This window comes from Dactylosporangium sp. NPDC006015, assembly GCF_040614215.1.
GTDB lineage: Bacteria > Actinomycetota > Actinomycetes > Mycobacteriales > Micromonosporaceae > Dactylosporangium > Dactylosporangium maewongense.
In genome coordinates, this window is record NZ_JBEXUD010000048.1 from 76,378 (window position 1) to 96,682 (window position 20,305).

The 20,305-nt window shown below is 71.2% G+C and carries 21 protein-coding genes; 5 read left to right on the forward strand and 16 right to left on the reverse strand.

Features of this window, described 5'->3' with window-relative positions; all coding sequences use genetic code 11:
• Positions 1-52: 52 nt before the first annotated feature.
• The 4 genes from ABZ321_RS47835 to ABZ321_RS47850 are packed head-to-tail and all read right to left on the reverse strand — an operon-like array spanning position 53 to position 2,716.
• Complete coding sequence (locus tag ABZ321_RS47835) at positions 53-850, reverse strand: ABC transporter permease (RefSeq protein ID WP_344513003.1); 798 nt, start codon at positions 848-850, stop codon at positions 53-55.
• Positions 847-1,767 (reverse strand): ATP-binding cassette domain-containing protein, encoded by a 921-nt coding sequence (locus ABZ321_RS47840; protein ID WP_354903046.1) that lies wholly within the window; start codon positions 1,765-1,767, stop codon positions 847-849. The genes ABZ321_RS47835 and ABZ321_RS47840 overlap by 4 nt, the downstream gene beginning before the upstream one ends.
• Complete coding sequence (locus ABZ321_RS47845) at positions 1,764-2,135, reverse strand: hypothetical protein (RefSeq protein WP_344512999.1); 372 nt, start codon at positions 2,133-2,135, stop codon at positions 1,764-1,766. The genes ABZ321_RS47840 and ABZ321_RS47845 overlap by 4 nt, the downstream gene beginning before the upstream one ends.
• Positions 2,135-2,716: a helix-turn-helix domain-containing protein gene (locus ABZ321_RS47850; RefSeq protein ID WP_354903047.1), complete on the reverse strand. Its 582-nt coding sequence runs from the start codon at positions 2,714-2,716 to the stop codon at positions 2,135-2,137. Before ABZ321_RS47850 ends, ABZ321_RS47845 begins: the two co-directional genes overlap by 1 nt.
• 200 nt (positions 2,717-2,916) lie before the next feature.
• Here ABZ321_RS47850 and ABZ321_RS47855 point away from each other — a divergent pair, with 200 nt between their 5' ends.
• Complete coding sequence (locus ABZ321_RS47855; protein ID WP_354903049.1) at positions 2,917-3,585, forward strand: uridine kinase; 669 nt, start codon at positions 2,917-2,919, stop codon at positions 3,583-3,585.
• 39 nt (positions 3,586-3,624) lie between these two features.
• On the opposite strand, the gene ABZ321_RS47860 is transcribed toward ABZ321_RS47855, so the two are convergent.
• From ABZ321_RS47860 to ABZ321_RS47880, 5 genes are read right to left on the reverse strand one after another with little or no spacing between them, the layout of a single operon-like run.
• Positions 3,625-4,812: an acyl-CoA dehydrogenase family protein gene (locus ABZ321_RS47860; protein ID WP_354903050.1), complete on the reverse strand. Its 1,188-nt coding sequence runs from the start codon at positions 4,810-4,812 to the stop codon at positions 3,625-3,627.
• Positions 4,809-5,747, reverse strand: coding sequence for a hydroxyacid dehydrogenase (locus ABZ321_RS47865; protein ID WP_354903052.1), 939 nt, complete (start codon positions 5,745-5,747; stop codon positions 4,809-4,811). Before ABZ321_RS47865 ends, ABZ321_RS47860 begins: the two co-directional genes overlap by 4 nt.
• Before the next feature lie 6 nt (positions 5,748-5,753).
• Positions 5,754-7,172, reverse strand: a complete 1,419-nt coding sequence (locus ABZ321_RS47870) for an aldehyde dehydrogenase family protein (protein ID WP_354903054.1) — start codon at positions 7,170-7,172, stop codon at positions 5,754-5,756.
• 2 nt (positions 7,173-7,174) lie between these two features.
• Positions 7,175-8,170 (reverse strand): oligopeptide/dipeptide ABC transporter ATP-binding protein, encoded by a 996-nt coding sequence (locus ABZ321_RS47875; RefSeq protein WP_344512988.1) that lies wholly within the window; start codon positions 8,168-8,170, stop codon positions 7,175-7,177.
• Positions 8,167-9,210 (reverse strand): ABC transporter ATP-binding protein, encoded by a 1,044-nt coding sequence (locus tag ABZ321_RS47880; RefSeq protein WP_354903056.1) that lies wholly within the window; start codon positions 9,208-9,210, stop codon positions 8,167-8,169. The genes ABZ321_RS47875 and ABZ321_RS47880 overlap by 4 nt, the downstream gene beginning before the upstream one ends.
• Positions 9,211-9,333: 123 nt before the next feature.
• Between ABZ321_RS47880 and ABZ321_RS47885 the strand changes: the two genes are divergently transcribed.
• From ABZ321_RS47885 to ABZ321_RS47900, 4 genes are read left to right on the forward strand one after another with little or no spacing between them, the layout of a single operon-like run.
• Positions 9,334-9,867: an Lrp/AsnC family transcriptional regulator gene (locus tag ABZ321_RS47885; RefSeq protein ID WP_344512985.1), complete on the forward strand. Its 534-nt coding sequence runs from the start codon at positions 9,334-9,336 to the stop codon at positions 9,865-9,867.
• Positions 9,868-9,885: 18 nt separating this feature from the next.
• Positions 9,886-10,833: a nickel ABC transporter permease gene (gene nikB / locus ABZ321_RS47890; protein ID WP_344512984.1), complete on the forward strand. Its 948-nt coding sequence runs from the start codon at positions 9,886-9,888 to the stop codon at positions 10,831-10,833.
• Positions 10,823-11,737, forward strand: a complete 915-nt coding sequence (locus tag ABZ321_RS47895) for an ABC transporter permease (protein ID WP_344512982.1) — start codon at positions 10,823-10,825, stop codon at positions 11,735-11,737. Before nikB ends, ABZ321_RS47895 begins: the two co-directional genes overlap by 11 nt.
• A gap of 16 nt (positions 11,738-11,753) precedes the next feature.
• On the forward strand, positions 11,754-13,931 hold the full coding sequence (locus tag ABZ321_RS47900; RefSeq protein ID WP_354903058.1) for a thiamine pyrophosphate-dependent enzyme: 2,178 nt from the start codon (positions 11,754-11,756) through the stop codon (positions 13,929-13,931).
• 117 nt (positions 13,932-14,048) lie between these two features.
• On the opposite strand, the gene ABZ321_RS47905 is transcribed toward ABZ321_RS47900, so the two are convergent.
• The 7 genes from ABZ321_RS47905 to ABZ321_RS47935 form a co-directional block, all read right to left on the reverse strand.
• On the reverse strand, positions 14,049-15,017 hold the full coding sequence (locus ABZ321_RS47905) for a D-2-hydroxyacid dehydrogenase (RefSeq protein ID WP_354903060.1): 969 nt from the start codon (positions 15,015-15,017) through the stop codon (positions 14,049-14,051).
• On the reverse strand, positions 15,014-15,217 hold the full coding sequence (locus ABZ321_RS47910; protein ID WP_190253310.1) for a tautomerase family protein: 204 nt from the start codon (positions 15,215-15,217) through the stop codon (positions 15,014-15,016). The genes ABZ321_RS47905 and ABZ321_RS47910 overlap by 4 nt, the downstream gene beginning before the upstream one ends.
• Before the next feature lie 5 nt (positions 15,218-15,222).
• Positions 15,223-16,089, reverse strand: coding sequence for a hypothetical protein (locus tag ABZ321_RS47915; protein ID WP_354903062.1), 867 nt, complete (start codon positions 16,087-16,089; stop codon positions 15,223-15,225).
• A gap of 64 nt (positions 16,090-16,153) precedes the next feature.
• A complete protein-coding gene (locus ABZ321_RS47920; protein ID WP_354903064.1) occupies positions 16,154-17,767 on the reverse strand; it encodes an ABC transporter substrate-binding protein in 1,614 nt (537 codons plus the stop codon).
• Positions 17,768-17,798: 31 nt separating this feature from the next.
• The gene (locus ABZ321_RS47925) at positions 17,799-18,842 is read right to left on the reverse strand and encodes a membrane dipeptidase (protein ID WP_354903066.1); all 1,044 of its coding nucleotides are present in this window, start codon (positions 18,840-18,842) and stop codon (positions 17,799-17,801) included.
• Positions 18,843-18,963: 121 nt separating this feature from the next.
• The gene (locus ABZ321_RS47930; RefSeq protein WP_354903068.1) at positions 18,964-19,461 is read right to left on the reverse strand and encodes a hypothetical protein; all 498 of its coding nucleotides are present in this window, start codon (positions 19,459-19,461) and stop codon (positions 18,964-18,966) included.
• Positions 19,462-19,687: 226 nt separating this feature from the next.
• Positions 19,688-20,215: a hypothetical protein gene (locus tag ABZ321_RS47935; RefSeq protein ID WP_354903070.1), complete on the reverse strand. Its 528-nt coding sequence runs from the start codon at positions 20,213-20,215 to the stop codon at positions 19,688-19,690.
• Between the last annotated feature and the right edge of the window lie 90 nt (positions 20,216-20,305).

Sequence of the window (20,305 nt, forward strand, 5' to 3'; positions counted from 1 at the left end):
GCGCCGGTTGCAGGTGCGCGCTTCTTCCGGTCCGCGCCCGGTGCGACGTTGATCAAGTAATGTCGCGGCGCATGGGCAGGACGACGGCGATCAGGGATGCGGCGAGTGCATAGAAGGTGAGTAGCAGCGCGCCGGCGGCTGGCGGTAGCAGGCGGACGGCGGTACTGCCGACCTCTTGCGACATGGCATCGGCGAGGTAGGTGAAGTCGGTGAGGGAGGCGGTGGCGCCGCCGGGCAGCACCGGGTAGAGCAGGTTCACGCCGGGGATCATCATGAGCAGCGGTTCGCCCACGTACAGGTAGCCGATCACGACGCACAGGGCCGCGACCTGGTTACGGATCAGGGCGCCCATGCCGACACCGATCAGGAGGTAGACGACCATGGCGAGGCCGATGCGGGCGAGTAGCGCGAGCACGGTGCCGGTCGGCAGGCCGAGCGAGATGCCGCGGGTGGCGGCGACGGTAAACAGGGCCGCGGCGGCGGTGCCGGCGAGGATCAGCCCGTAGGCCAGCCCGGCCACGCCGTGGATGGCGAGTTTGGCGGCGAGGACCTGCCAGCGGCGAGGTGCGAACAAGAACGTGAGGGCGGCGGTGCGGTGCCGGTACTCGGAGGTGACGGCGAGTGCACCGGCGGCGGCCGGCACGAACGCGGTGTAGCCAAGGATGCCGAGGATCGAGCGGATGCCGCTTTCGGTGTGCAGTCCGGGCATGGGTGGGTCGAAGTTCTCCGGCCCGACGAATGCCATCGCGGCCATCATGCCGCCGCCGAGCACGGCGGCGGTGAGCAGCAGCCCGCTCCACATACGGGTGGCGAGCAGCCGACGGGCTTCGGCGCTGATCAGATGTTTCACGTTACGGCCGCCTTGTCGATGGTCAGGTGCAGAAACAGTTGTTCGAGGCTGGCGTTCTCCGTGACCAGTTCATGGACCCGCAGCTGGTGCGCGGCGGCGAGCTCGGCGATGCCGGGTGCGTCCAGTCCGTGGACGCGGAGACGGCCGCTGTCGGTGGCTTCGACCTGCGGTGGATGGCCGGTCGGCCCGCCGGCCCGTAGGACGGCAGTCAGCCGGTCGGCGTCCGGAGACTGCACCAGCACTGCCGGTGGTCCGGCGAGCCGCGACCAGGGCCCGGCCGCGACGAGCTCGCCGTTGCGGATCACCACGACGTCGTCGACGAGCTGCTGTACCTCGTTGAGGACGTGGCTGGAGATCAGCACGGTGCGTCCTTCGTCTGCCAGCCGTCGCAGAAACCCGCGCAGCCACAGCATTCCTTCGGGATCGAGGCCGTTGCTCGGCTCGTCCAGCAGGAGTACCCGCGGGTCACCGAGCAACGCTGTGGCGAGGTTGAGCCGCTGTCGCATGCCCGTGGAGAACCCTCGGGTACGGCGGTCGGCGGCATCGGTGAGGCCGAGCAGTTCGAGCAGGTCGCTCACCCGGTTGTCCGGGTAGCCGCCCATCGCGGCGTAGACACGCAGGTGGTCACGGGCGGTGTGGCCGGGGTGGAAGGCGCTCGCGTCGAATACCGCGCCGACCGTGGACGACGGCCGCCGCAGCTGCCGGTACGGCTGGCCACCGATCGTCGCGGTGCCGGACGTCGGTGAGGCAAGGCCGGTCAGCAGGCGCATGGTAGTGGTCTTGCCGGCACCGTTCGGGCCCAGGAAGCCGGTGACGACGCCCGGCGCGACGGTGAACGTAAGGTCGCGGACCGCGGTGACCGTGCCGTACCGCTTGGTCAGGTGCGAGACCTCGATCGTCTGACGGTCGCCGCTCATGCGCGGGCCGCCATCACGCGTGCGATCGCGTCCGCGATCCTGGCTCCGGCCGGGTGGGAGAGCACCACCTCATCAAGCTGTCCACCGGTGGACGGCCGATCCAGGACGAGGTGCAATCCCGCCTCACCCCGGCGCGCCACCACGAGCTGGCGGGGACCGCCGAAGATGCCCCAGACGCCGATCTTGAGAAATCCGGACACCACGATCCCGCGCCGGGCGCCGTGCGCCAGACCCAGTGGTTCGGCCACGAATGCAGCGCGCCGCACGCCGGCGGCCGGGATCGTCAACCGCTCGCGCCCGATCCAGAGCCGCTCCCATCTGGTGAATCGGATGTCGATGAGGTCGCCGGTAACCGTGACTGTAGCCATCAGACACTCTCCTCCGTCGTGCCGGATCCCTCGTTGCGCTCCGGCGTCTGTGGTGTGGCCTCGGACGCCGCCGACTCCCCGGCCGGCAGCAGGATGGTGGCCAGCAGGCGAGGCACCCGGCCCTTGCCGGGCTCGTTGCCGAGCAGCGGCCCGATGATCTGGTTGAGGTCGGCGGCGAACGTTGCCAACTCAGCGTCGGTCAGGTGCAGTACGAGCTGCTGGTAACCCACCCCGTCGGCGATGAAGTCGATCCCTTCGCGGGCGAGGTAGCGGGAGAATTCGGACAGCAGGCTCGACACGAACGCGGTGAAGTACCGGGCGTGATCCTCAGGCGTCGCCGTGGCCAAGGCCGCGGGGTCCAGCGCCGCGCCGTGGGCGGGCAATGCGTAGACCCGCTCCACCGCACCGCGAATCTTGCGTTGGTCCACCACCTCGATCAGGCCGGCTTTGACCAGCGTGGCCAGGTGCCGGTAGAGCGTGGCGTGCGGGATGTCCGGCAGCCGCGCCGCGATGTCCTGCGTCGTCAGCCGGGCCCCGGCGACGGCCCTGAGTACGCGGATGCGCACAGGGTGCAGCGCCAACTCGGCCCAACCGTCTCCGGACATTCCCACGAGGGCAACGTTATCACTCTCGATAATGATAACGGAAGCGGGTGAGCGATCCGCCGACGACCCTGTCGTGTCGGAATCGCTGTCACACCGGGTCCAGGCTGCGGAGATAGCCACGTACCGGATGGCGGTGCTGGTCGCCGGAGGACGGGCCTGTCTGCGATGCTCGTCGGGTGATCAGCTCGGTTGAGCGGCGCCGGGTCGTCCGGCGGGTGGCCGACCTGGTGCCCGTGCCGGAAGGTGGCGCCTGCGTCCGCGTCGGGATCGACGGGCCGGACGCGTCCGGCAAGACGACGTTCGCCGACGAGCTGGCCGCTGTGATCCGTGCGCTCGGTCGTCCGGTTGCCCGGGTCTCCCTCGACGACTTTCATCACCCGCGCGCTGTGCGGTACCAGCTGGGTCGCGACTCACCCGAAGGCTTCTGGCGGCACGCCTTCGACTACACGCGGTTCCGCAGCGAGGTGCTGGACCGGTTCGGTGCCGGCGGAGACCGCCGCTACCGGACGGCCGCGCATGACGTCGTCACCGACACCGAACACGTGACGCCGCTGCGGACCGCTGCCGTCGGCACCGTGCTCATCGTCGACGGGCTCTTCCTCCATCGGGAGGAACTCGTTGCGGCGTGGGAGATGTCGGTGTTCCTGGACGTGGATTTCGCAGTGACGGCGAAGCGCATGGCGCTCCGCGACGGTGCCGACCCCGACCCCGACCACCCAGGCAACCGCCGCTACTCGGACGCCCAGCGCATCTACTACGCCGCCTGCACTCCACATGAGCGCGCCGACATTCTCATCGACAACCAGGATCTGATCACGCCACGCATCGTCCGGGAAAGGCCGTGAGCGGCAGTCGACCGATGGGGTCCGGCGGCGGGTCCGGCGTCAGCGGAAGGCGGCGTGGCCGGTCACGGTTTGACCGATGATCAGCTGGTGGACCTCCGACGTGCCCTCGTAGGTCAGGACCGACTCCAGGTTCGACGCGTGGCGCAGCACCGGATAGTCCAGTGTGATGCCCGCGGCGCCGAGGATGGTGCGGCACTCACGGGCGATGGCGATCGCCTCGCGAGTGCTGTTGAGCTTGCCCAGGCTGATCTGGCGGTGGTCCAGGGTACCGGCGTCCTTCAGCGCCGCCAGCTGCAGCGCGAGCAGGAAGCCCTTGCCGAGTTCCAGGGTCATGTCGGCGAGCTTCAGCTGGGTTGCCTGGTAGGCCGCGAGGGGCCGGTCGAAGATCTCGCGGCTTCCGGCGTACGCGATGGTCGTCGACAGGCAGTCGTGCGCGGCGCCGAGGGCGCCGAAGACGATGCCGAAGCGGGCCTCGTTGAGGCAGGACAGCGGGGCCGACAGGCTGGTCGCGCCGGGCAGCATCGCGTCGGCGGGCAGCCGTACCCCGTCGAGGACCAGCTCGGCGGTGACGGACGCGCGCAGGGAGAGCTTGCGGGTGATCTCCGGGGCGGCGAAGCCGGGCGTGCCGGCGGGCACCAGGAAGCCGCGGATGCCTTCGTCGGTGCGGGCCCAGACGACGGCGACGTCGGCGACCGAGCCGTTGGTGATCCACATCTTGGTGCCGTCGAGGATCCAGTCCGAGCCGTCGCGGCGGGCGCGGGTGCGCATGCCCGACGGGTCGGAGCCGAAGTCCGGCTCGGTCAGCCCGAAACAGCCGATCGCCGTGCCGCTCGCCATGGCCGGCAGCCACTGCTCACGCTGGGCCTGCGAGCCGTAGCGGTGGATGGCGTACATCGCCAGCGAGCCCTGCACCGACACCAGCGAGCGCAGGCCCGAGTCGCCCGCCTCCAGCTCGAAGCAGGCCAGCCCGTACGCGAGGGCGGAGGTGCCCGCGCAGCCGTAGCCCTGCAGGTGCATGCCGAGCACGCCGAGCGAGCCGAGTTCCCGGGCGAGGTCGCGGACCGGCAGGCTGCCCTTCTCGTACCAGCCGGCGACGTGCGGCCGGACCCGCCGGTCGACGTAGGTGCGCACGGCCTCGCGCAGGGCGCGGCTCTCGTCGTCGATTCGGCCGTCGACGCCGAAGTAGTCCAGCACGGGCAGGGTCGCGGGCGGGGTCACAGCGATCATCCTTTCGCAAGTACATCGAGGACACCCTGGGCGACGGCGACGGCCATCGCGTCGAGTGCGTCCGAGGTCATCGCCGCCATGTGCGGTGTCGCCAGGACCCGCGGGTGGTGCAGGAGCGGATCGTCGGGCGAGGGCGGCTCCGGGGCGAACACGTCGACGGCGTAGCCGCGCAGCCGCCCGCCGTCGAGCGCGGCGAGGACGGCGGCGTGGTCGACGACCCCGGCGCGGGCGGTGTTGACCAGCAGCGCGTCCGGCCGCATCGACGCCAGCGCGGCGGCGCCGATCAGCCCGGTGGTCTGCGGGGTCTGCGGGACGTGCAGGCTCACCACGTCGGCTGAGTGCAGCAGCTCGTCCAGCGGCACCAGGCGGACGCCTTGTGGCGGTACCACCGCCGCGACGTCGAACGCGATGACCGTCATCCCCAGGCCCAGCGCGCGGACGGCCACGCCGCGGCCGATCGCGCCCAGCCCGACCAGGCCCAGCGTCCGGCCGGCGAGCATGGTGCCGGTCAGGCCGGCGGCGACGACCGAGGAGGGCAGCGAACGGCCGGCCGGGAAGCCGCCGCTCGCGAGGGTCGCGACGGCCCCCGGCAGCTGCCGGGCGAGGGCCAGCGCGGCGAGGACGACGAACTCGGCGACCGACTCGGCGTTGGCGCCCGGCGTGCTGACGACCGGGATGCCCAGCCGCTGCGCCGCGGCGAGGTCGATGCCGTCGAGGCCGGCGCCGTGGCGGCCGACGACCCGCAGCCGCGGCGCGGCCTCGAGCATGGCGGCGGTGACGGGGGAGGAGCGCACGACGAGGGCGTCGGCGGTGGCGAGCGGGCCGGCGGCGAGGGCGGCCGGGTCGGTGACGCCGGCGACGCGCACCTCGGCGGCGGCCCGCAGCAGCTCCATCCCAGCGTCCGCGATCGGCTCGGTCAGCAGGATCTCAGGCATGCGGTCTCACCAGCCCGTGTAGCAGGTCACCGGCACCGAGTAGAAGTCGCGGGCGTAGCCGCCCTGCTCCCGCGGGCCGTGGTTGGAGTCTCCGGTGCCGCCGAACGGCAGGTGCAGCTCGGTGCCGGCGGTGGGTAGGTTGACCGTGACGATGCCGGCCCGCGCGTCGCGTTTGAAGCGCTCGGCGGCGGCGAGGGACGTGGTGACGATGCCGGCCGAGAGCCCGTAGCGGGTGTCGGCGGCGACCGCGATCGCCTCGTCGAGGTCGCCGACCCGGATGACGCAGGAGACCGGGCCGAAGATCTCCTCCTGGGCCACCCGCATGCCGTTGTGCGCGCCGGTGAGCAGCGTCGGGCGCATGAACTGCCCGTCGCTGGTGCCGCCGGCGGCCACGGTCGCGCCCTCGGCGGTGCCGACCTGGACGTAGCCGAGGTTCTGGGCGAGCTGCTGTGGGCTGACGACCGGGCCGACCTGGCTGCGCGGGTCGAGCGGGTCGCCGACCGTCAGTGCCCGGGCGGCGTCGGCGAGCGCGGCCACGAACCGGTCGTGGATGCCGTCCTGCACGATGAGGCGGCTCGACGCGGTGCAGCGCTGTCCGGTGCTGAAGAAGCTGCCGTCCAGGGCGCAGCGCACGGCCACCTCGAGGTCGGCGTCGTCGAGCACGACGAGCGGGTTCTTGCCGCCCATCTCCAGCTGGAATCGCTTGTTGCCGTGGGTGAGGCACTGCCGTGCGACGTGCGCGCCGGTGCCGGTGCCGCCGGTGAACGACACGCCGTCGACGCCGGGCGCGGTGAGCAGCGCCTCGCCGGCGGTCCGACCGGCACCGAGGACCAGGTTGAACACGCCCGGCGGCAGGCCCGACCCGGCGATGATCCCGGCCAGTTCGCCGGCCGAGGCGGGCACCAGCTCGGCCGGCTTGAGCACGACCGCGTTGCCGTAGGCGAGCGCCGGCGCCACCTTCCAGGCCGGGATCGCGATCGGGTAGTTCCACGGCGTGATGACCGCGACCACGCCGAGCGGCCGGCGGCGCACCTCGGCGTGGACGTTGTCCCTGGTGGACGCGTACACCTCGCCCTGCGGCTGCAGCAGCTGATGGGCGTAGTAGCGGAAGGTCTGCCCGGCCCGGACGACCTCGCCGCGCGCCTCGGCGAGCAGCTTGCCCTCCTCGCGGGCGAGCAGCACGGCGAGTTCCTCGGCGCGGCCGAGGATCGTGGTGCCGATCCTGTCGAGGACCGCCATTCGCTCGGCGACGGGCGTGCGGGCCCAGCGGGGCTGGGCGGCGCGGGCGGCCTCGGCGGCGGCGCGGGCGGTGTCCGGGCCGGCCTCGGCGTACTCGCTGACGACCTCGTCCGGCCGGGCCGGGTTCACGTTCGGGCGGCGGTCGCCGTCGACCCATTCGCCGCCGACGAGACTGCGGTGTAGCACGGTCACACCCCCGCGGCCGCGACGGTCGCGGGCTCGGGGAAGTGGCAGGCGACCCGGTGCCCGTCCGCCGGGTCGGTCAGCACGGGCACGGTCGTCGCGCACACGTCCTGCGCCTTCCAGCACCGCGTGCGGAACCGGCAGCCGCTGGGCGGGTCGAGCGGGCTCGGCACGTCCCCGGTGAGCAGGACGCGCTGCCGCTTGGTCTCCACGAGGGGGTCCGGGATCGGTACCGCGGACAGCAGCGCCTTCGTGTAGGGGTGCCGCGGCGACTGGTACAGCTCCTCGCACCCGCCGACCTCGACGACGGTGCCGAGGTACATCACCGCGATCCGGTCGCACAGGTGCCGGACCACGGCGAGGTCGTGCGCGATGAACATCATCGTCAGGCCCAGTTCCTCCTGCAGCTGTTCGAGGAGGTTGACGATCTGCGCCTGGACGGACACGTCGAGGGCGGAGACCGGCTCGTCGGCGACGACGAAGTCGGGGCCGCTGACGAGGGCCCGCGCGATGCCGACCCGCTGGCGCTGGCCGCCGGAGAACTCGTGCGGGTAGCGGTCGTGCCAGCGGTCGCTGAGCCCGACCAGCCGCATGATCTCCTGCGCCTTCGCCCGCCGGCCGGCCGCGGACAGGTCGGAGTGCACGAGCAGCGGCTCCTCGATGAGCTCGCCGATGCTCATGCGCGGGTTCAGCGACGCGTACGGGTCCTGGAAGATCATCTGCATCCGGCGGCGCATCGCCCGCATCCGGCGGCCGGGCAGCGTGGTCAGCTCGGTGCCGTCGAACCTGACGCTGCCCCGGCTGGGCCGCAGCAGCTGCAGGATGGCCCGCCCGGTGGTGGACTTGCCGCAGCCGGACTCGCCGACCACGCCGAGGATCTCGCCGCGGCGGATGTCGAGGTCGACGCCGGCCACCGCGCGCAGCCGGGCCGGCAGCAGCGAGCCGCGGCGCGGCACCTTGAAGTCGACCGCCAGGTCCCGGACTTCCAAGAGGTTGGTCATCGCGCCTCCACGGACTGCTCGGCGAAGCGGTCCTCGTCCGACAGCCAGCCGCCCGCGTCCGCGGGGCGCATGCCCCAGCAGCGGTTGAGCTGGCCCCGGTCAGGGACCTGATGGGTGAGGACGAGGTCGGGCACGGCGTCGGCGCAGCTGTCCCGGGCGTGCGCGCAGCGGGGCGCGAACCGGCAGCCGGGCGGCATCGCGGTCAGCTCGGGCGGGCGGCCCGCGATCGGCCGCAGTCGCCCGCCGCGGACCAGGTCGAGGCGCGGGACCGAGCCGAGCAGGCCCCAGGTGTACGGCATCTGCGGGCGGTGGAACAGGTCGACGGTCTCGGCCCGCTCGACGATCTGCCCCGCGTACATGACGTTGACCCGCTCGGCCATGCCGGCCACGACGCCGAGGTCGTGGGTGATGAACAGGACGGCGGTGGCGGTCTCGCGGGCCAGGTCGCGCAGCAGGTCGAGGATCTGCGCCTGGATGGTGACGTCGAGCGCGGTGGTGATCTCGTCGGCGAGGATGAGCCGCGGGTTGCAGGACAGCGCCATCGCGATCATGACGCGCTGCCGCATGCCGCCGGAGAGCTGGTGCGGGTAGGCGCCGAGGCGGCTCTGCGCGGCCGGGATGCGCACCATCTCCAGCAGCTCGACGGCCCGGGTCCGGGCGGCCCGGCGGCTCAGCCCGAGGTGGGCCTGCAGGGTCTCGGTGATCTGCTTGCCGATGGTGAGCACCGGGTTCAGCGAGGTCATCGGATCCTGGAAGATCATCGCGATGCCCTTGCCGCGCACGGCCCGCAGCTCGCGGCGGCTCAGGGTGAGCAGGTCCCGGCCCTCGAAGAGCACCTGACCGCCGGTGACCTGCCCGGCCGGCGGCACGATCAGGCCCATGACGGACTGCGCGGTCGCCGACTTGCCGCAGCCGGACTCGCCCACGAGCGCGACCATCTCACCCGCGTCGACGGTGAACGAGACGCCGTCGACGGCGGTCACCGAGCCCCGCGCCGCGCGGAATTCCGTGCGCAGGTCGCGCACCTCCAACAAGGCCATCGAAACTCCCCAAAACTCGGTGCGCGAACGTCGCCATTCGTCACTCGGGAGTGTTGCACAGGCGATCTTCGTCGTCTAGGCTCCGGCGAGCGACGAATTACGTCGATTGAGAGTTGGAGCCCGATGACATCCAAGAGCTCGATCGTGAAGGATCGCGCGATCATCCGGGAGCTCGTGCAGGACCCGAGACAGACCAACGTCGCACTGGCGGCCAAGGTCGGGCTCTCCGAGGGTTCGGTGCGGCGCCGGATCGACCGCCTGCTCGCCGAAGGCAAGCTGCAGTTCTCCGCGATCCCCAGCGCACCCTTCATGGGCCGCCCGGTGCACACGCTCTTCGAGATCCAGAGCGCCCCAGGCGCCACCGAGCAGCTCATCGACAAGCTCGCCGGCATGCCCGAGATGGCCTACGTCTACCACGTGACCGGCCAGTTCGACATCATCGCCGTCGGCTACTTCGCCTCCACCAACACCATGCGCCGGTTCTGGACCGAGCGCCTGGGCCACCTGGAGGGCGTCATGGAGAGCCGGTCGGTGATGGTGCTGCGGGTCGCCAAGCGGGCCCACGAATGGGCGCGTGACCTCGCCGGCGCCGACGACGAGCTGGAGCCCGGCTGGGACGAGGGCGCCGAACCCGGGTTATCCGGTTACGAGCACTGACCGGCAGGAGAGCACACCATGCTGCGCATCACGCTGATCCGCTCGCTGACGGTCATCCCCGTCCTGCTCGGGATCTCAGTCATCTCGTTCCTGGTCATCCGCATGATCCCGGGTGACGTGATCAGCTCCATCATGGGGCAGGACTTCGGTGACCCCGAGGTCGAGGCGGAGATGCGCCGCTACTTCGGGCTCGACATGCCCGTGCACGAACAGTTCTTCACCTGGTTCGGCGACCTGCTGCGCGGTGACCTCGGCACCTCCATGCGCACCGGCCAGCCGGTGCTCGACGAGATCCTGCAGCGACTCCCGTCGACCCTGCTGCTGGCCGTCTCCGCGTTGCTCGTCGCCATCCTGCTGTCGATCCCGATGGGGATCCTCAGCGCCACCCGCCGCAACGGCCCGCTCGACGCCTTCGCCCGCGTGGCGTCGCTCATCGGCCTGTCGGTGCCCAACTTCTGGCTGGGCATCCTGCTCGTCTACGTCTTCTCCGTCTCCCTCGGCTGGCTGCCCTCACAGGGCGCCAGCGAGGGCGGCGGGCTGCTCGACAACTTGAAGTACCTGGTGCTCCCCGCCGTCACCCTGGGCGCCAGCCTCGCCGCCATCAACATGCGGATGACCCGCTCCAGCATGCTGGAGGTGCTCAACCAGGACTACGTGCGCACCGCCCGCGCCAAGGGACTGGCCGAGCGCGTCATCTTGGTCCGCCACGCCCTGCGTAACTCGCTCATCCCGGTCGTGACCGTGCTCGGCATCGAGCTCGGCGCGCTGCTCGGCGGCACCGTCATCGTCGAGCAGGTCTTCGCCTGGCCCGGCCTGGGCACGATGGTCATCCGCGGGATCAGCCAGCGCGACTACCCGGTCGTCCAGGGCACCCTGCTCTTCCTCGCGTTCTTCTACGTCCTGGTCAACTACCTGGTCGACCTCGTCTACACCTACCTGGATCCGAGGCTGCGCAGTGGTCACTGAAGTCGACACCGTCACGGAGGTACAGGCGCGGCGGCTCGGCCGGCTGCGCACGGTCGGCGGGCGCGGCGGCGCGCTGCTGCGGCAGCTCACCCGCGACAAGATCGGCGCCGTGGGGCTCACCCTCGTCCTGCTCATGGCCGCGGCCGCGGCCCTCGCCCCGGTCATCGCGCCCTACGACCCGACCGCGATGTCCAACCAGCGGCTCGCCACGCCCGGCGGGACCTTCCTGCTCGGCGCCGACGAGGCCGGCCGCGACCTGCTCAGCCGGGCCCTCTACGGCGCGCGCACCTCGCTCGCCGTGGGCCTCGTGGTGGTCGGCTGCGCCGCCGTCATCGGCGTCCTGCTCGGCCTGCTCGCCGGCTTCTACCGGGGGATCCTCGACGCGATCATCACCCCGGTCACCGACATCATGTTCGCCTTCCCGACCCTGCTGCTCGCCCTCGCCGTCGTGGCCGCCCGCGGGCCCGGCACCGAGAACCTGATCCTCGCCCTGGTGCTGGTGTTCATCCCCAGCTTCGCCCGGATCGTGCGGGGCACGGCGATGTCGGTGCGGCGCGAGCCGTTCGTCGAGTCCGGGCAGGCCGCCGGGCTCAGCAACGCCCGCCTCATCTTCAAGTACGTGCTGCCCAACTCGATCGCGCCGATCGCCGTGCAGTTCACCACGAGCATCGCCTACGCCATCCTCATCGAGGCGTCGCTGGGCTATCTCGGCCTCGGTGTCCAGCCGCCGGCGCCGTCCTGGGGCTCGATGCTGGCCAACGGCAAGGCCTTCATGGAGCTGTCGATCTGGCCGTCGGTCGTGCCGGGCGTCTGCATCATGATCGCGGTGCTCGGGTTCAACCTGCTCGGCGACACCCTCCGCGACGTCCTCGACCCGCGGCTGCGCGGCCGCACCAACCGCTGAACTGGAGCCCTCCGTCGTGGAATCCATCGACGAGCACGTCGTCCGCCGGCTCACCGAATGGTCGTCCGGAGCGCCCACCGGCACCGCCGACGACACCGAAGCCGACCGCTCGGTCCTGCTGGAGTACTGGGAGGCCCAGGTCCAGGCCCGTCACCTGGACCTCGCGCTGCGCTGGCTGCAGGCCCAGAAGGAGGGCTTCTACACGATCGGCTCCAGCGGCCACGAGAGCAACGCCGCCGTGGCCCTCGCCCTGCGCCCGAGCGACCCGGCGCTGCTGCACTACCGCTCCGGCGGGTTCTACGCGGCCCGCGCCGGCCAGGTGCCCGGCGCCACCCCGATCAGCGACGTGCTGCACTCGGCGGCGGCGTCCCGGCACGACCCGATCTCCGGCGGCCGGCACAAGGTGTTCGGCCACCGCGCGCTGAACATCATCCCGCAGACCTCGACGATCGCCTCGCACCTGCCGCGCGCGATGGGTCTTGCCTTCAACCTCGGCCGGGGTGCCGGCTCGGTGTACCCCGACGACGCCGTCGTCGTCTGCAGCTTCGGCGACGCATCGCTGAACCACTCCACCGCCGCCGGCGCGCTCAACGCCGCCGGCTACAGCGCCCACCAGGGCCTGCCGCTGCCGCTGCTGCTCGTCTGCGAGGACAACGGCATCGGCATCAGCACCCGATCGCCGCACGGCTGGGTCCGGCGCGCCCTGTCGTCGCTGCCCGGCATCGACTACGTCCACGCCGACGGCACCGACCCCGCCCACCTGCTGGCCGTCGCGGCCGACGCCGCGCGGCGGGTCCGCGCCGAGCGCCGGCCGGTGGTGTTGCACCTGGGCACCGTGCGGTTCATGGGCCACGCCGGCTCCGATGCCGAGCTGGCCTACCGCAGCCGGGTGGAGATCCTCGCCGACTACGCCCGCGACCCGATCCTCGCCACCGCCGCGACGCTGGCCCGCCGTGGCATCCTGAGCCCGGCCGAGAGCCTGGCCCGCTACGAGCACGCCCGCAAGCTCGTCATGGACGAGGCTCGGCATCTGGTCGGCGCGGTCGAGCGGCTCGCGTCGCCGGACGCCGTCACGGCGCCGCTGACCGCCCGCCGCCCCGCGGCCGTCACCGCGGCCGCCGCCCGCGCCGGCGCCGACCGTGCACCGGCCTTCGGCGGGAAGCTGCCGGAGGAGCGCGGTCCGCTCACCCTCGCCCAGTCGATCAACGCCGCCCTGCACGACGCCCTGCTGACCCACCCGGGCGCCCAGGTCTTCGGCGAGGACGTGGCCCGCAAGGGCGGCGTCTACGGCGCCACCCGTGGGCTGCGCAAGGCGTTCGGCGCCGGCCGGGTCTTCGACACGCTGCTCGACGAGCAGTCGATCCTCGGGCTGGCGCTCGGCGGCGCGCTGGCCGGCGCCCTGCCCATCCCCGAGATCCAGTACCTCGCCTACCTGCACAACGCCGAGGACCAACTGCGGGGCGAGGCCGCGTCGCTACGGTTCTTCTCCGCCGGTCAATACCAGAACGGCATGGTCGTGCGCATCGCCGGCCTGGCGTACCAGAAGGGTTTCGGCGGCCACTTCCACAACGACAACTCGGTCGCCGTGCTGCGCGACATTCCCGGCCTCGCGCTCGCCGTCGCGTCGCACCCCGCCACCGCGCCCGCCCTGCTGCGCCAGTGCCTCGCCCTTGCCGAGGCGGAGGGGCGGGTGTGCGTGCTGCTGGAGCCGATCGCCCTGTACCACACCCGCGACCTGCACACCGAGGGCGACGGCGGCTGGCTCGCCCCGTATGCGGCCCCATCGGACTGGGCCGAGGCGCCGTTCGGCGCGGTGCGGACCGTCCGCGACGGCGGCGACCTGGCGGTGGTCACCTTCGGCAACGGCGTGCCGATGAGCCTGCGGGTGGCCGACGTCCTGGCCGGCGAGGGCGCCGAGACCCGCGTGGTGGACCTGCAGTGGCTCGCGCCGATGCCGGCGGCGGCCCTGTCCGCCGCGCTCGCCGGTGTGGACCGGGTCCTCGTCGTCGACGAGACCCGCGCGAGCGGCGGCGTCTCCGAGGCGGTCGTCGCGGCCCTGGTCGACGCCGGCTTCGCCGGCCGGATGGCCCGGGTCAACAGCGTCGACAGCTACGTCCCCCTGGGGCCGGCCGCCGACCAGGTCCTGCTCGGCGAGGCGGACATCCTGGCCGCCGCCCGCGCCCTGCTCAGCTGACCCGGCGCGGCCCTGCCCGCGGTGGCTTCCGCGGCCGGCACACGAGAACCAGACAGAGAACGGCGGCCCGGCTTCGGTGGAGCGAAGCCGGGCCGCCGTCGTCGGTCGTGCGATCTGTCAGTAGCCGAGGTCCGGCTGGCGGTGCGTGCCGGCGAGGGGCTCGCCGGACAGGTAGCGGTCCAGGTTGGCGCGGAAGTCGGCGCCGAGGCGCCGCAGGTTGCCCGAGCCCCGGAACGACGTGTGCGGGGTGATCGTCGTGTTCGGCAGGTCCCACAGCCGGTGCACCGCCGGCAGCGGTTCCTCCTCGAAGACGTCGAGCACGGCGCCGCCGATCCGGCCGGCGTGCATCGCCTCGACGAGCGCGTCCTCGACGACCAGCGCGCCGCGGCCGACGTTGACCAGCACCGCGCTCTCCCGCATGGCCGCGAAGTGCTCCGCCCCGAAGAAGTACCGGTTCTCCGTGGTGAGCGGCATCGCCAGTACCACCGAATCCGCCTCGGGCAGGAGCGCGAAATGGTCGCCGAAGGCCACCACCCGTGCGAAGCCGTCGACGGGGGAGCCCGTGCGGTTGACGCCGATCACGGTGGAGCCCAGGGCGGTCGCGCGCCACGCCACCTCGGAGCCGATCCCGCCCGTTCCGAACACCAGCGTCGTGCTGCCGATGACGTCCTTGCCGACGAGGCGGATCCATTCGTGCCGCAGCTGGGCCTCGCGCAGTGCCGGGAACGCCCGGCCGTGCATGAGCATGGCGCCGATGACGTACTCGGCGATCGGCACGTTGTAGGAGTTCGGTGAGCGGGTGTAGACGAGGCCCTCGTCGAGGCGGCGCTGCCAGACCGTGCCGCCGACCCAGTCGAAGCCGGCCGCGGTGATCTGGACCCAGCGCAGCCGCTCGCATTTGCTCAGCAGCTCCTCGAACGTGTCCTCGTTCATCGCGCTGCGCAGGATGATCTCGGCGTCGAGCCACTCGTCGCGGACCGTGCCGTCGTCGGGGATCGCCGTGAACCTGCAGTGCGGGTAGTCGGCCGACAGGCCGGGGACGAGCTCGGCGAGGTTCGGGGTGAGCAGTGCGTGCGGGCCGGTCACGAGCCCTCCTGGGCCTTCTTCTTCCGGTTGTTGTACGTCACGCCGCCCTTGGCCCAGTTGTCGTAGGAGACCTCGTACAGCAGGACGTGGGTGTTCTCCCGCGGCGAGCCGTACTTGACCAGGACGTCGGTCAGCTCGGCGATGATCGCCTCTTTGGTCTCCTGGTCGCGGTGGCCGATCTCGGCCCGGATGATCGCCATGATGCTCAGTGCTCCTTCGTCGCCGTTGCGAAGTCGGGGTTGCGGGAGTATTCGGACGTGACCGCCAGATAGGCGAAGGCGTGCGTGACGCCGGTCTTCAGGACGCCGTCGAAGACCTCGCGGGCCCGGGCGACGTCGCCGTTGTAGTAGTGCCAGTTGCCCAGGCCGTAGCCCTGGGTCACGGTCTTGAGGCTGTCGCCGTCGCACATCGCCCACAGCTGCTCGGGGGTCAGCTCGCCGGTGTAGAGGCGCATCCGGCCCTCATAGCCGACGAGGTGGTCCTCGTCGACGACGGCGATGCCGCGGAACCGGTCCAGGACGGCGTCGGCGTCGTCGGCCCGGCCGAGCCGGCGCAGCGCCATGTACTGCCAGTCCTGCGACGCGACGATCCCCTCCTGATGGCGGGCGCAGCGCTCGGCGTTGTAGAAGCTTTCCAGGCAGCCCTCGAGGTCGCCGTCGAGGTACTGGGCCACGCCCAGGTGGTACCAGACCGACGTGTGCAGCGTGGTGTTGTACCGCGCCAGCGCGTCCGGGTCGGCGGCCGCCATCGTGTCGGTGAGGTGCTGCGGCCGCACCGCGTCGGGCCGGCCGAGGATCAGGCTGACGACGTCCTTCTCGACCTCGGGCTGGTACATCTCGTACTCGTCCTCGACGTCGTCGAGACGGTCCGCGGCGGCCCGCAGGTCCTCGATCGCGCCGGCGTAGTCGCGGACGGAGATCCGCCGGTGTCCGCGGAAGCGCAGCAGGCGCGGGTCGCCCGGCTCCAGTTCGAGGGCCTCGGTGAGCAGGGCGACGGACTCGGCGTGCTTGTTGAGGTAGCCCTTGAGCCGGGCGGCGATGATGTAGCGATGGCTCAGCGGGACGTCTTCCATGGCGGTGCCTTTCGTCGCGGGGTGCTCCGGAGGGGCGCCCACCCTCGGGCGCCCCTCCGGTGGGTCATCGGTTGAGCCAGAGGCTGCGGTAGAAGCGGTACGTCGGGGTCGGGTCGCCGCGGTAGCCCATGACGTCCTTCTGCACGACGTCGAAGTCGGCGTTGAGGAACGTCATCGCGACCGGGCCGCGCTCGGCCAGGATCTTCTCGGCCTGCTGGTACAGCGCCGAGCGCTTGTCCTTGTCGAGCTCGGAGCGGGCCTGGACGATGAGCGCCTCGTACTCGGGGTCGCTCCAGTTGCCGTAGTTCAGGCCGCCGCCCTTGAGGAAGCTGGCGCTGAACCGCTCGTCCGGGTCGTAGGTGAGGCCGAAGCCGGACTGGTACATGTCGAACTCGCCCGACTTGGTCTTCGTGTCGGCGATCGTCGACTCGACCGACTCGATGGTCACCTTGATGCCGATCTTCGCCAGCTGCTGCTGCTCGACCTCGGCCGAGCGCACCTGGAACGCCGAGGTGGCGATGACCATGAGCTTGGCCTCGAAGCCGTTCGGGAAGCCCGCCTCGGTGAGCAGCTGCTTGGCCTTGTCGATGTCAGCCTTGCCGTACACCGGTGTGGTGAGCGCGCCGTAGCGGTCCGGCGGCAGGTAGCCCGCGTTGAGCGCGGTGCCGAAGCCGGAGTTGGCGACGTTGAGGATCTCCTGCCGGTCGAGCGCGTAGTAGATCGCCTGGCGGACCTTCACGTTGTCGTACGGCGCCTTGGACGTGTTGAGCCGCAGGTGCAGCGACAGCGAGCCGGACCCGCCGTACCACTTGAGCTTCTCGTCCTTCTTCAGCGCGTCGATGAACTCCGGCGCGGGCCGCCAGAGGAAGTCGACGGTGCCGCTGCGCACCGCGGCGGCGCGGGCGTTGTCGTCCGGGTTGAACGTGAAGTCCATGCCGTCGAGGTACGGCAGGCCGGACTGCCAGTACTGCGTGTGCTTGTCGAGCTTGATGGTCTGGCCGGCCGTCCGCGTCGCGATCTTGAACGGGCCGCTGCCGCCGTCGACGGCGGTGTTGAGCCCGCCCTTCTCGTCGACCACCGTCTTGTCCACGATGGACGAGGCGGCGGTGGACAGCAGGGTCAGGATGGCCGCGTTGGGCTTGCTGAGCTTGAGCACGGCCGTGCGCTCGTCGGGCGTCTCGACCGCGCTGATGCCCTCATAGCTGCGGGCGCGCGGGGCGCGGGTCGCCGGGTTCTTGATCCGCTCGATCGAGTACTTCACGTCGGCCGACGTGACCTTGCGCCCGCTGTGGAAGTACGCATTGTCGCGCAGCTTGAACGTCAGGGTCAGCCCGTCGGCGCTCTGCTCCCACGACTCGGCGATGGAGGGCTTGATCTCGCCGCGGTAGGACTCCACGAGCGACTCGTAGATCTGCTCGTTGATGACGAAGGCCGAGGTCTCGGACATCTTGTGGGGGTCGAGCTCGTTCGCGTCCAGCCGGATCATGATCCGCAGCCGGCCGCCGGCCTTCGGCGTGCCGGAGGGCTGCGACTCGTCCTCCAGGCGGATGTTCTTGGTCAGGCCGTCATTGGTGCTGGCGCCGTTGTCACTGTTCGGGGGCTCGCCGCCGGAGCAACCGGCCACGAGCGCCGCAATGACGCCCACCGCCAGCACTCTGGTCATGAAATGCGTTCTCATGGGTCTCCTTGGCTGATCTCTCAACTCGCGCCTACCGGCCGGCCGGGCTCCATGCCTCCCCAAACACCCGCAGCCAGTTGCCGCCGAGGACCTTCGTCACGTCGGCCGGAGAGAAACCTCCGGCCAGGAGCGCCTCGGTGAAGTTCGGGAAGTCGGCGGCGTCGTCCATGCCGATCGTCCGCCGCTCCTCCCACTTCCAGTCGCCGAGCAGGCTCTTGAACTCCTTGTGCTTGAGCTGCTCGGCACGCATCGCCTCGGTGAGCGTCTCGTCGTAGTCGGTGGCGATCGCGACGTGGTCGATGCCCACGACCTCCACGACGTGGCTGAGGTGCTCCACGAAGCGGGTCAGGTCCGGACGCCGGGTCGGCTCGTCCGGGTAGTACAGGAACCCCGAGAGGGTGGTGATGCCGATGACGCCGCCCTGCTGGCCGAGGGTGCGCAGGAAGGCGTCGTCCTTCGCCCGGATGTGGGGCGAGATCGCGTCGCAGAACGAGTGGGTGACGACGACGGGAGTGCTGGACACCTCCATGGCGTCGAGCCCGGTGCGCTGCCCGCAGTGCGAAACGTCGACGACGATGCCGATCTCGTTCATCGCCTCGACGAAGATGCGGCCCTTGTGCGTCAGGCCGGGGTCGACGCTCTCCCCGCAGCCGGCGCCGAGCAGGTTCTGCCGCTGGTAGGTCAGCTGGAGGATGCGCACGCCAAGGTCGTAGAACGTGCCGAGCAGGTCGAGGTCGACCCCGATCATCTCGGTGTCCTGCGGCCCGAGGATCACCGCCTCCTTGCCCTCGGCCTTGGCCCGCTCGATGTCGGCGACGCTCGTGGCGAGCAGCGCCCGGTCGGCGTGCGCGTCGATCCAGCGGCGGCACTGGTTGACCTCCCGCAGCGCGGTGACGGTGTCCGCGTAGGGCCTGGTCACGGTGTGGTTGACGGCGGTGACACCGCCACGGCGGATGCGGTCGAGGTGGGCTTCGGACAGCTCGATGACCGTGCTGCCTTCCACGACGGTGGCCGCGGCGTGCAGTTCGGTCGCGGAAAGAGCGGGACTTTCCTGGGCGGCAATGTTCAACGTCATCTCCAGGATCAGCGGAAGATGCCCGACTCTACGAGCAACGCCAGTTTCCTGTCCATAGATCTTACGAACTCGTCATAAACGAGCGTCCAGGCGACGAATTTCGTCACTTTGGCGGTCATCACTATGTTGCGTCTCGGATGCCGGTGCTGATAACGCCCAAATCGGGACCACCGTGCCTCGTGGAAGCCCGGCGCCAGCCGAAGCGCACCTGCCCGGCGAAGAGGTGCACAGGCCAGGTGACCAGCAGTTCAGCGTGTGTGACGGGTCTGCGGACGGCGGTGGCGCGTTCGGTGAACGCCGCGGCGACACGGAGCCCGCGCCGGCGCGTCACGCGCCCAGGCCGAGCACGGCCGGCCCGAGATCGAGCGTCAGGTGTCAGTGATCTTGGCGGCGCGGGCCAGTCGGCGGCGGGTCCGGCGAGCATCGCCCGCGCCGCGGCGGCGCTCTCGCCGGGGCGCTCCGTGTCCCAGGGGGCGTGCACCCAGATCTGGTACTCGCCCGGCTCCTCGAGCTGGATCTCGAGCTCGCCGGCGTCGGTCGTGTAGACCTTGACGCCCTCGACCCCTGGCGGCAGGGTGAGGCCTGCGAGAATGAGCCGCCCCGGCCCGGTGCGCCGCACTCTCCCAGCTGTGATCGGCGCCGATGCGGGCCACCTCGGCGTCATAAGCCCCGGCATCGGACAGCGTCGTGCGCCGCTCGCCCTCCCAACGCGCGCCTCGCCGGCCCCACTCCCAGCGGACCGTGTCACCCTCACGGCGGATGCGCGCCTCGACGGCAAAGCAGTCCGGGCCGCAACTCGGGCAGCACACGACCGTCGCAGTCACCCCCGCAACGGCGGAGGGCGTTCAGGAAGACGTGTGCAGGAAGAAGTCGAACACCTGCTGCGGGTCCGGGTAGTCCTTGAGAGCCGCTTCGCATTCGGCCTCCGGCATCGGCGGCCGCAGGCCGGCACGGCGGCAGAAGTCGAGCAACTCCTCGGCGCCGAGCTCGCCGACCCAGGTGCCGAGGAAGTCGACCAGGCTGGTGCCGATCAGTTCGACGCTCGCCTCGTCGTCGACGTAGATGACCGGCGCGCCGGCGAAGGTGTCCGCGCCTGCGCTCCAATAGCCGATCGGTAGGCGGACGTCGGACTCGCCCAGCCAGATGATGTCGGACAGGAACCTGGCCACGCCTGGGTGGCCGCCGGCGAGGTAGCTGTGGATGACGGGCGGGTCCTCGGTGACGGTGAAGACCTCCGCGAGGAACGGGTCGTCGCGCATCCGCCGCCACACGGCCAGCTCGGGCGGCTCCACGTCCCGCGACGCCGGGGGTACCCCGGCATCGGAACGCAGTCGCCGCAGCAGCTTCTCGGTGGCTTCGGTGCGGTCGGTCATCGGATTCCTTCCGTGGATACTCCGGCCTTCAGGCCGGGGAGGAAACGGAACTCCTGCGGAGCAGGGCAGGGAAAGCCGATCCGCCGCCAA

Bases quoted from the DNA above. Each gene is read 5' to 3' on its own strand.
- ABZ321_RS47840 (WP_354903046.1), bottom strand. From the start codon at position 1,767: ATGAGCGGCGACCGTCAGACGATCGAGGTCTCGCACCTGACCAAGCGG.
- ABZ321_RS47845 (WP_344512999.1), bottom strand. From the start codon at position 2,135: ATGGCTACAGTCACGGTTACCGGCGACCTCATCGACATCCGATTCACC.
- ABZ321_RS47860 (WP_354903050.1), bottom strand. From the start codon at position 4,812: ATGATCGCTGTGACCCCGCCCGCGACCCTGCCCGTGCTGGACTACTTC.
- ABZ321_RS47865 (WP_354903052.1), bottom strand. From the start codon at position 5,747: ATGCCTGAGATCCTGCTGACCGAGCCGATCGCGGACGCTGGGATGGAG.
- ABZ321_RS47875 (WP_344512988.1), bottom strand. From the start codon at position 8,170: ATGACCAACCTCTTGGAAGTCCGGGACCTGGCGGTCGACTTCAAGGTG.
- ABZ321_RS47880 (WP_354903056.1), bottom strand. From the start codon at position 9,210: ATGGCCTTGTTGGAGGTGCGCGACCTGCGCACGGAATTCCGCGCGGCG.
- ABZ321_RS47885 (WP_344512985.1), top strand. From the start codon at position 9,334: ATGACATCCAAGAGCTCGATCGTGAAGGATCGCGCGATCATCCGGGAG.
- nikB (WP_344512984.1), top strand. From the start codon at position 9,886: ATGCTGCGCATCACGCTGATCCGCTCGCTGACGGTCATCCCCGTCCTG.
- ABZ321_RS47910 (WP_190253310.1), bottom strand. From the start codon at position 15,217: ATGGCGATCATCCGGGCCGAGATCGGCCACCGCGACCAGGAGACCAAA.
- ABZ321_RS47915 (WP_354903062.1), bottom strand. From the start codon at position 16,089: ATGGAAGACGTCCCGCTGAGCCATCGCTACATCATCGCCGCCCGGCTC.
- ABZ321_RS47920 (WP_354903064.1), bottom strand. From the start codon at position 17,767: ATGAGAACGCATTTCATGACCAGAGTGCTGGCGGTGGGCGTCATTGCG.
- ABZ321_RS47925 (WP_354903066.1), bottom strand. From the start codon at position 18,842: ATGACGTTGAACATTGCCGCCCAGGAAAGTCCCGCTCTTTCCGCGACC.
- ABZ321_RS47935 (WP_354903070.1), bottom strand. From the start codon at position 20,215: ATGACCGACCGCACCGAAGCCACCGAGAAGCTGCTGCGGCGACTGCGT.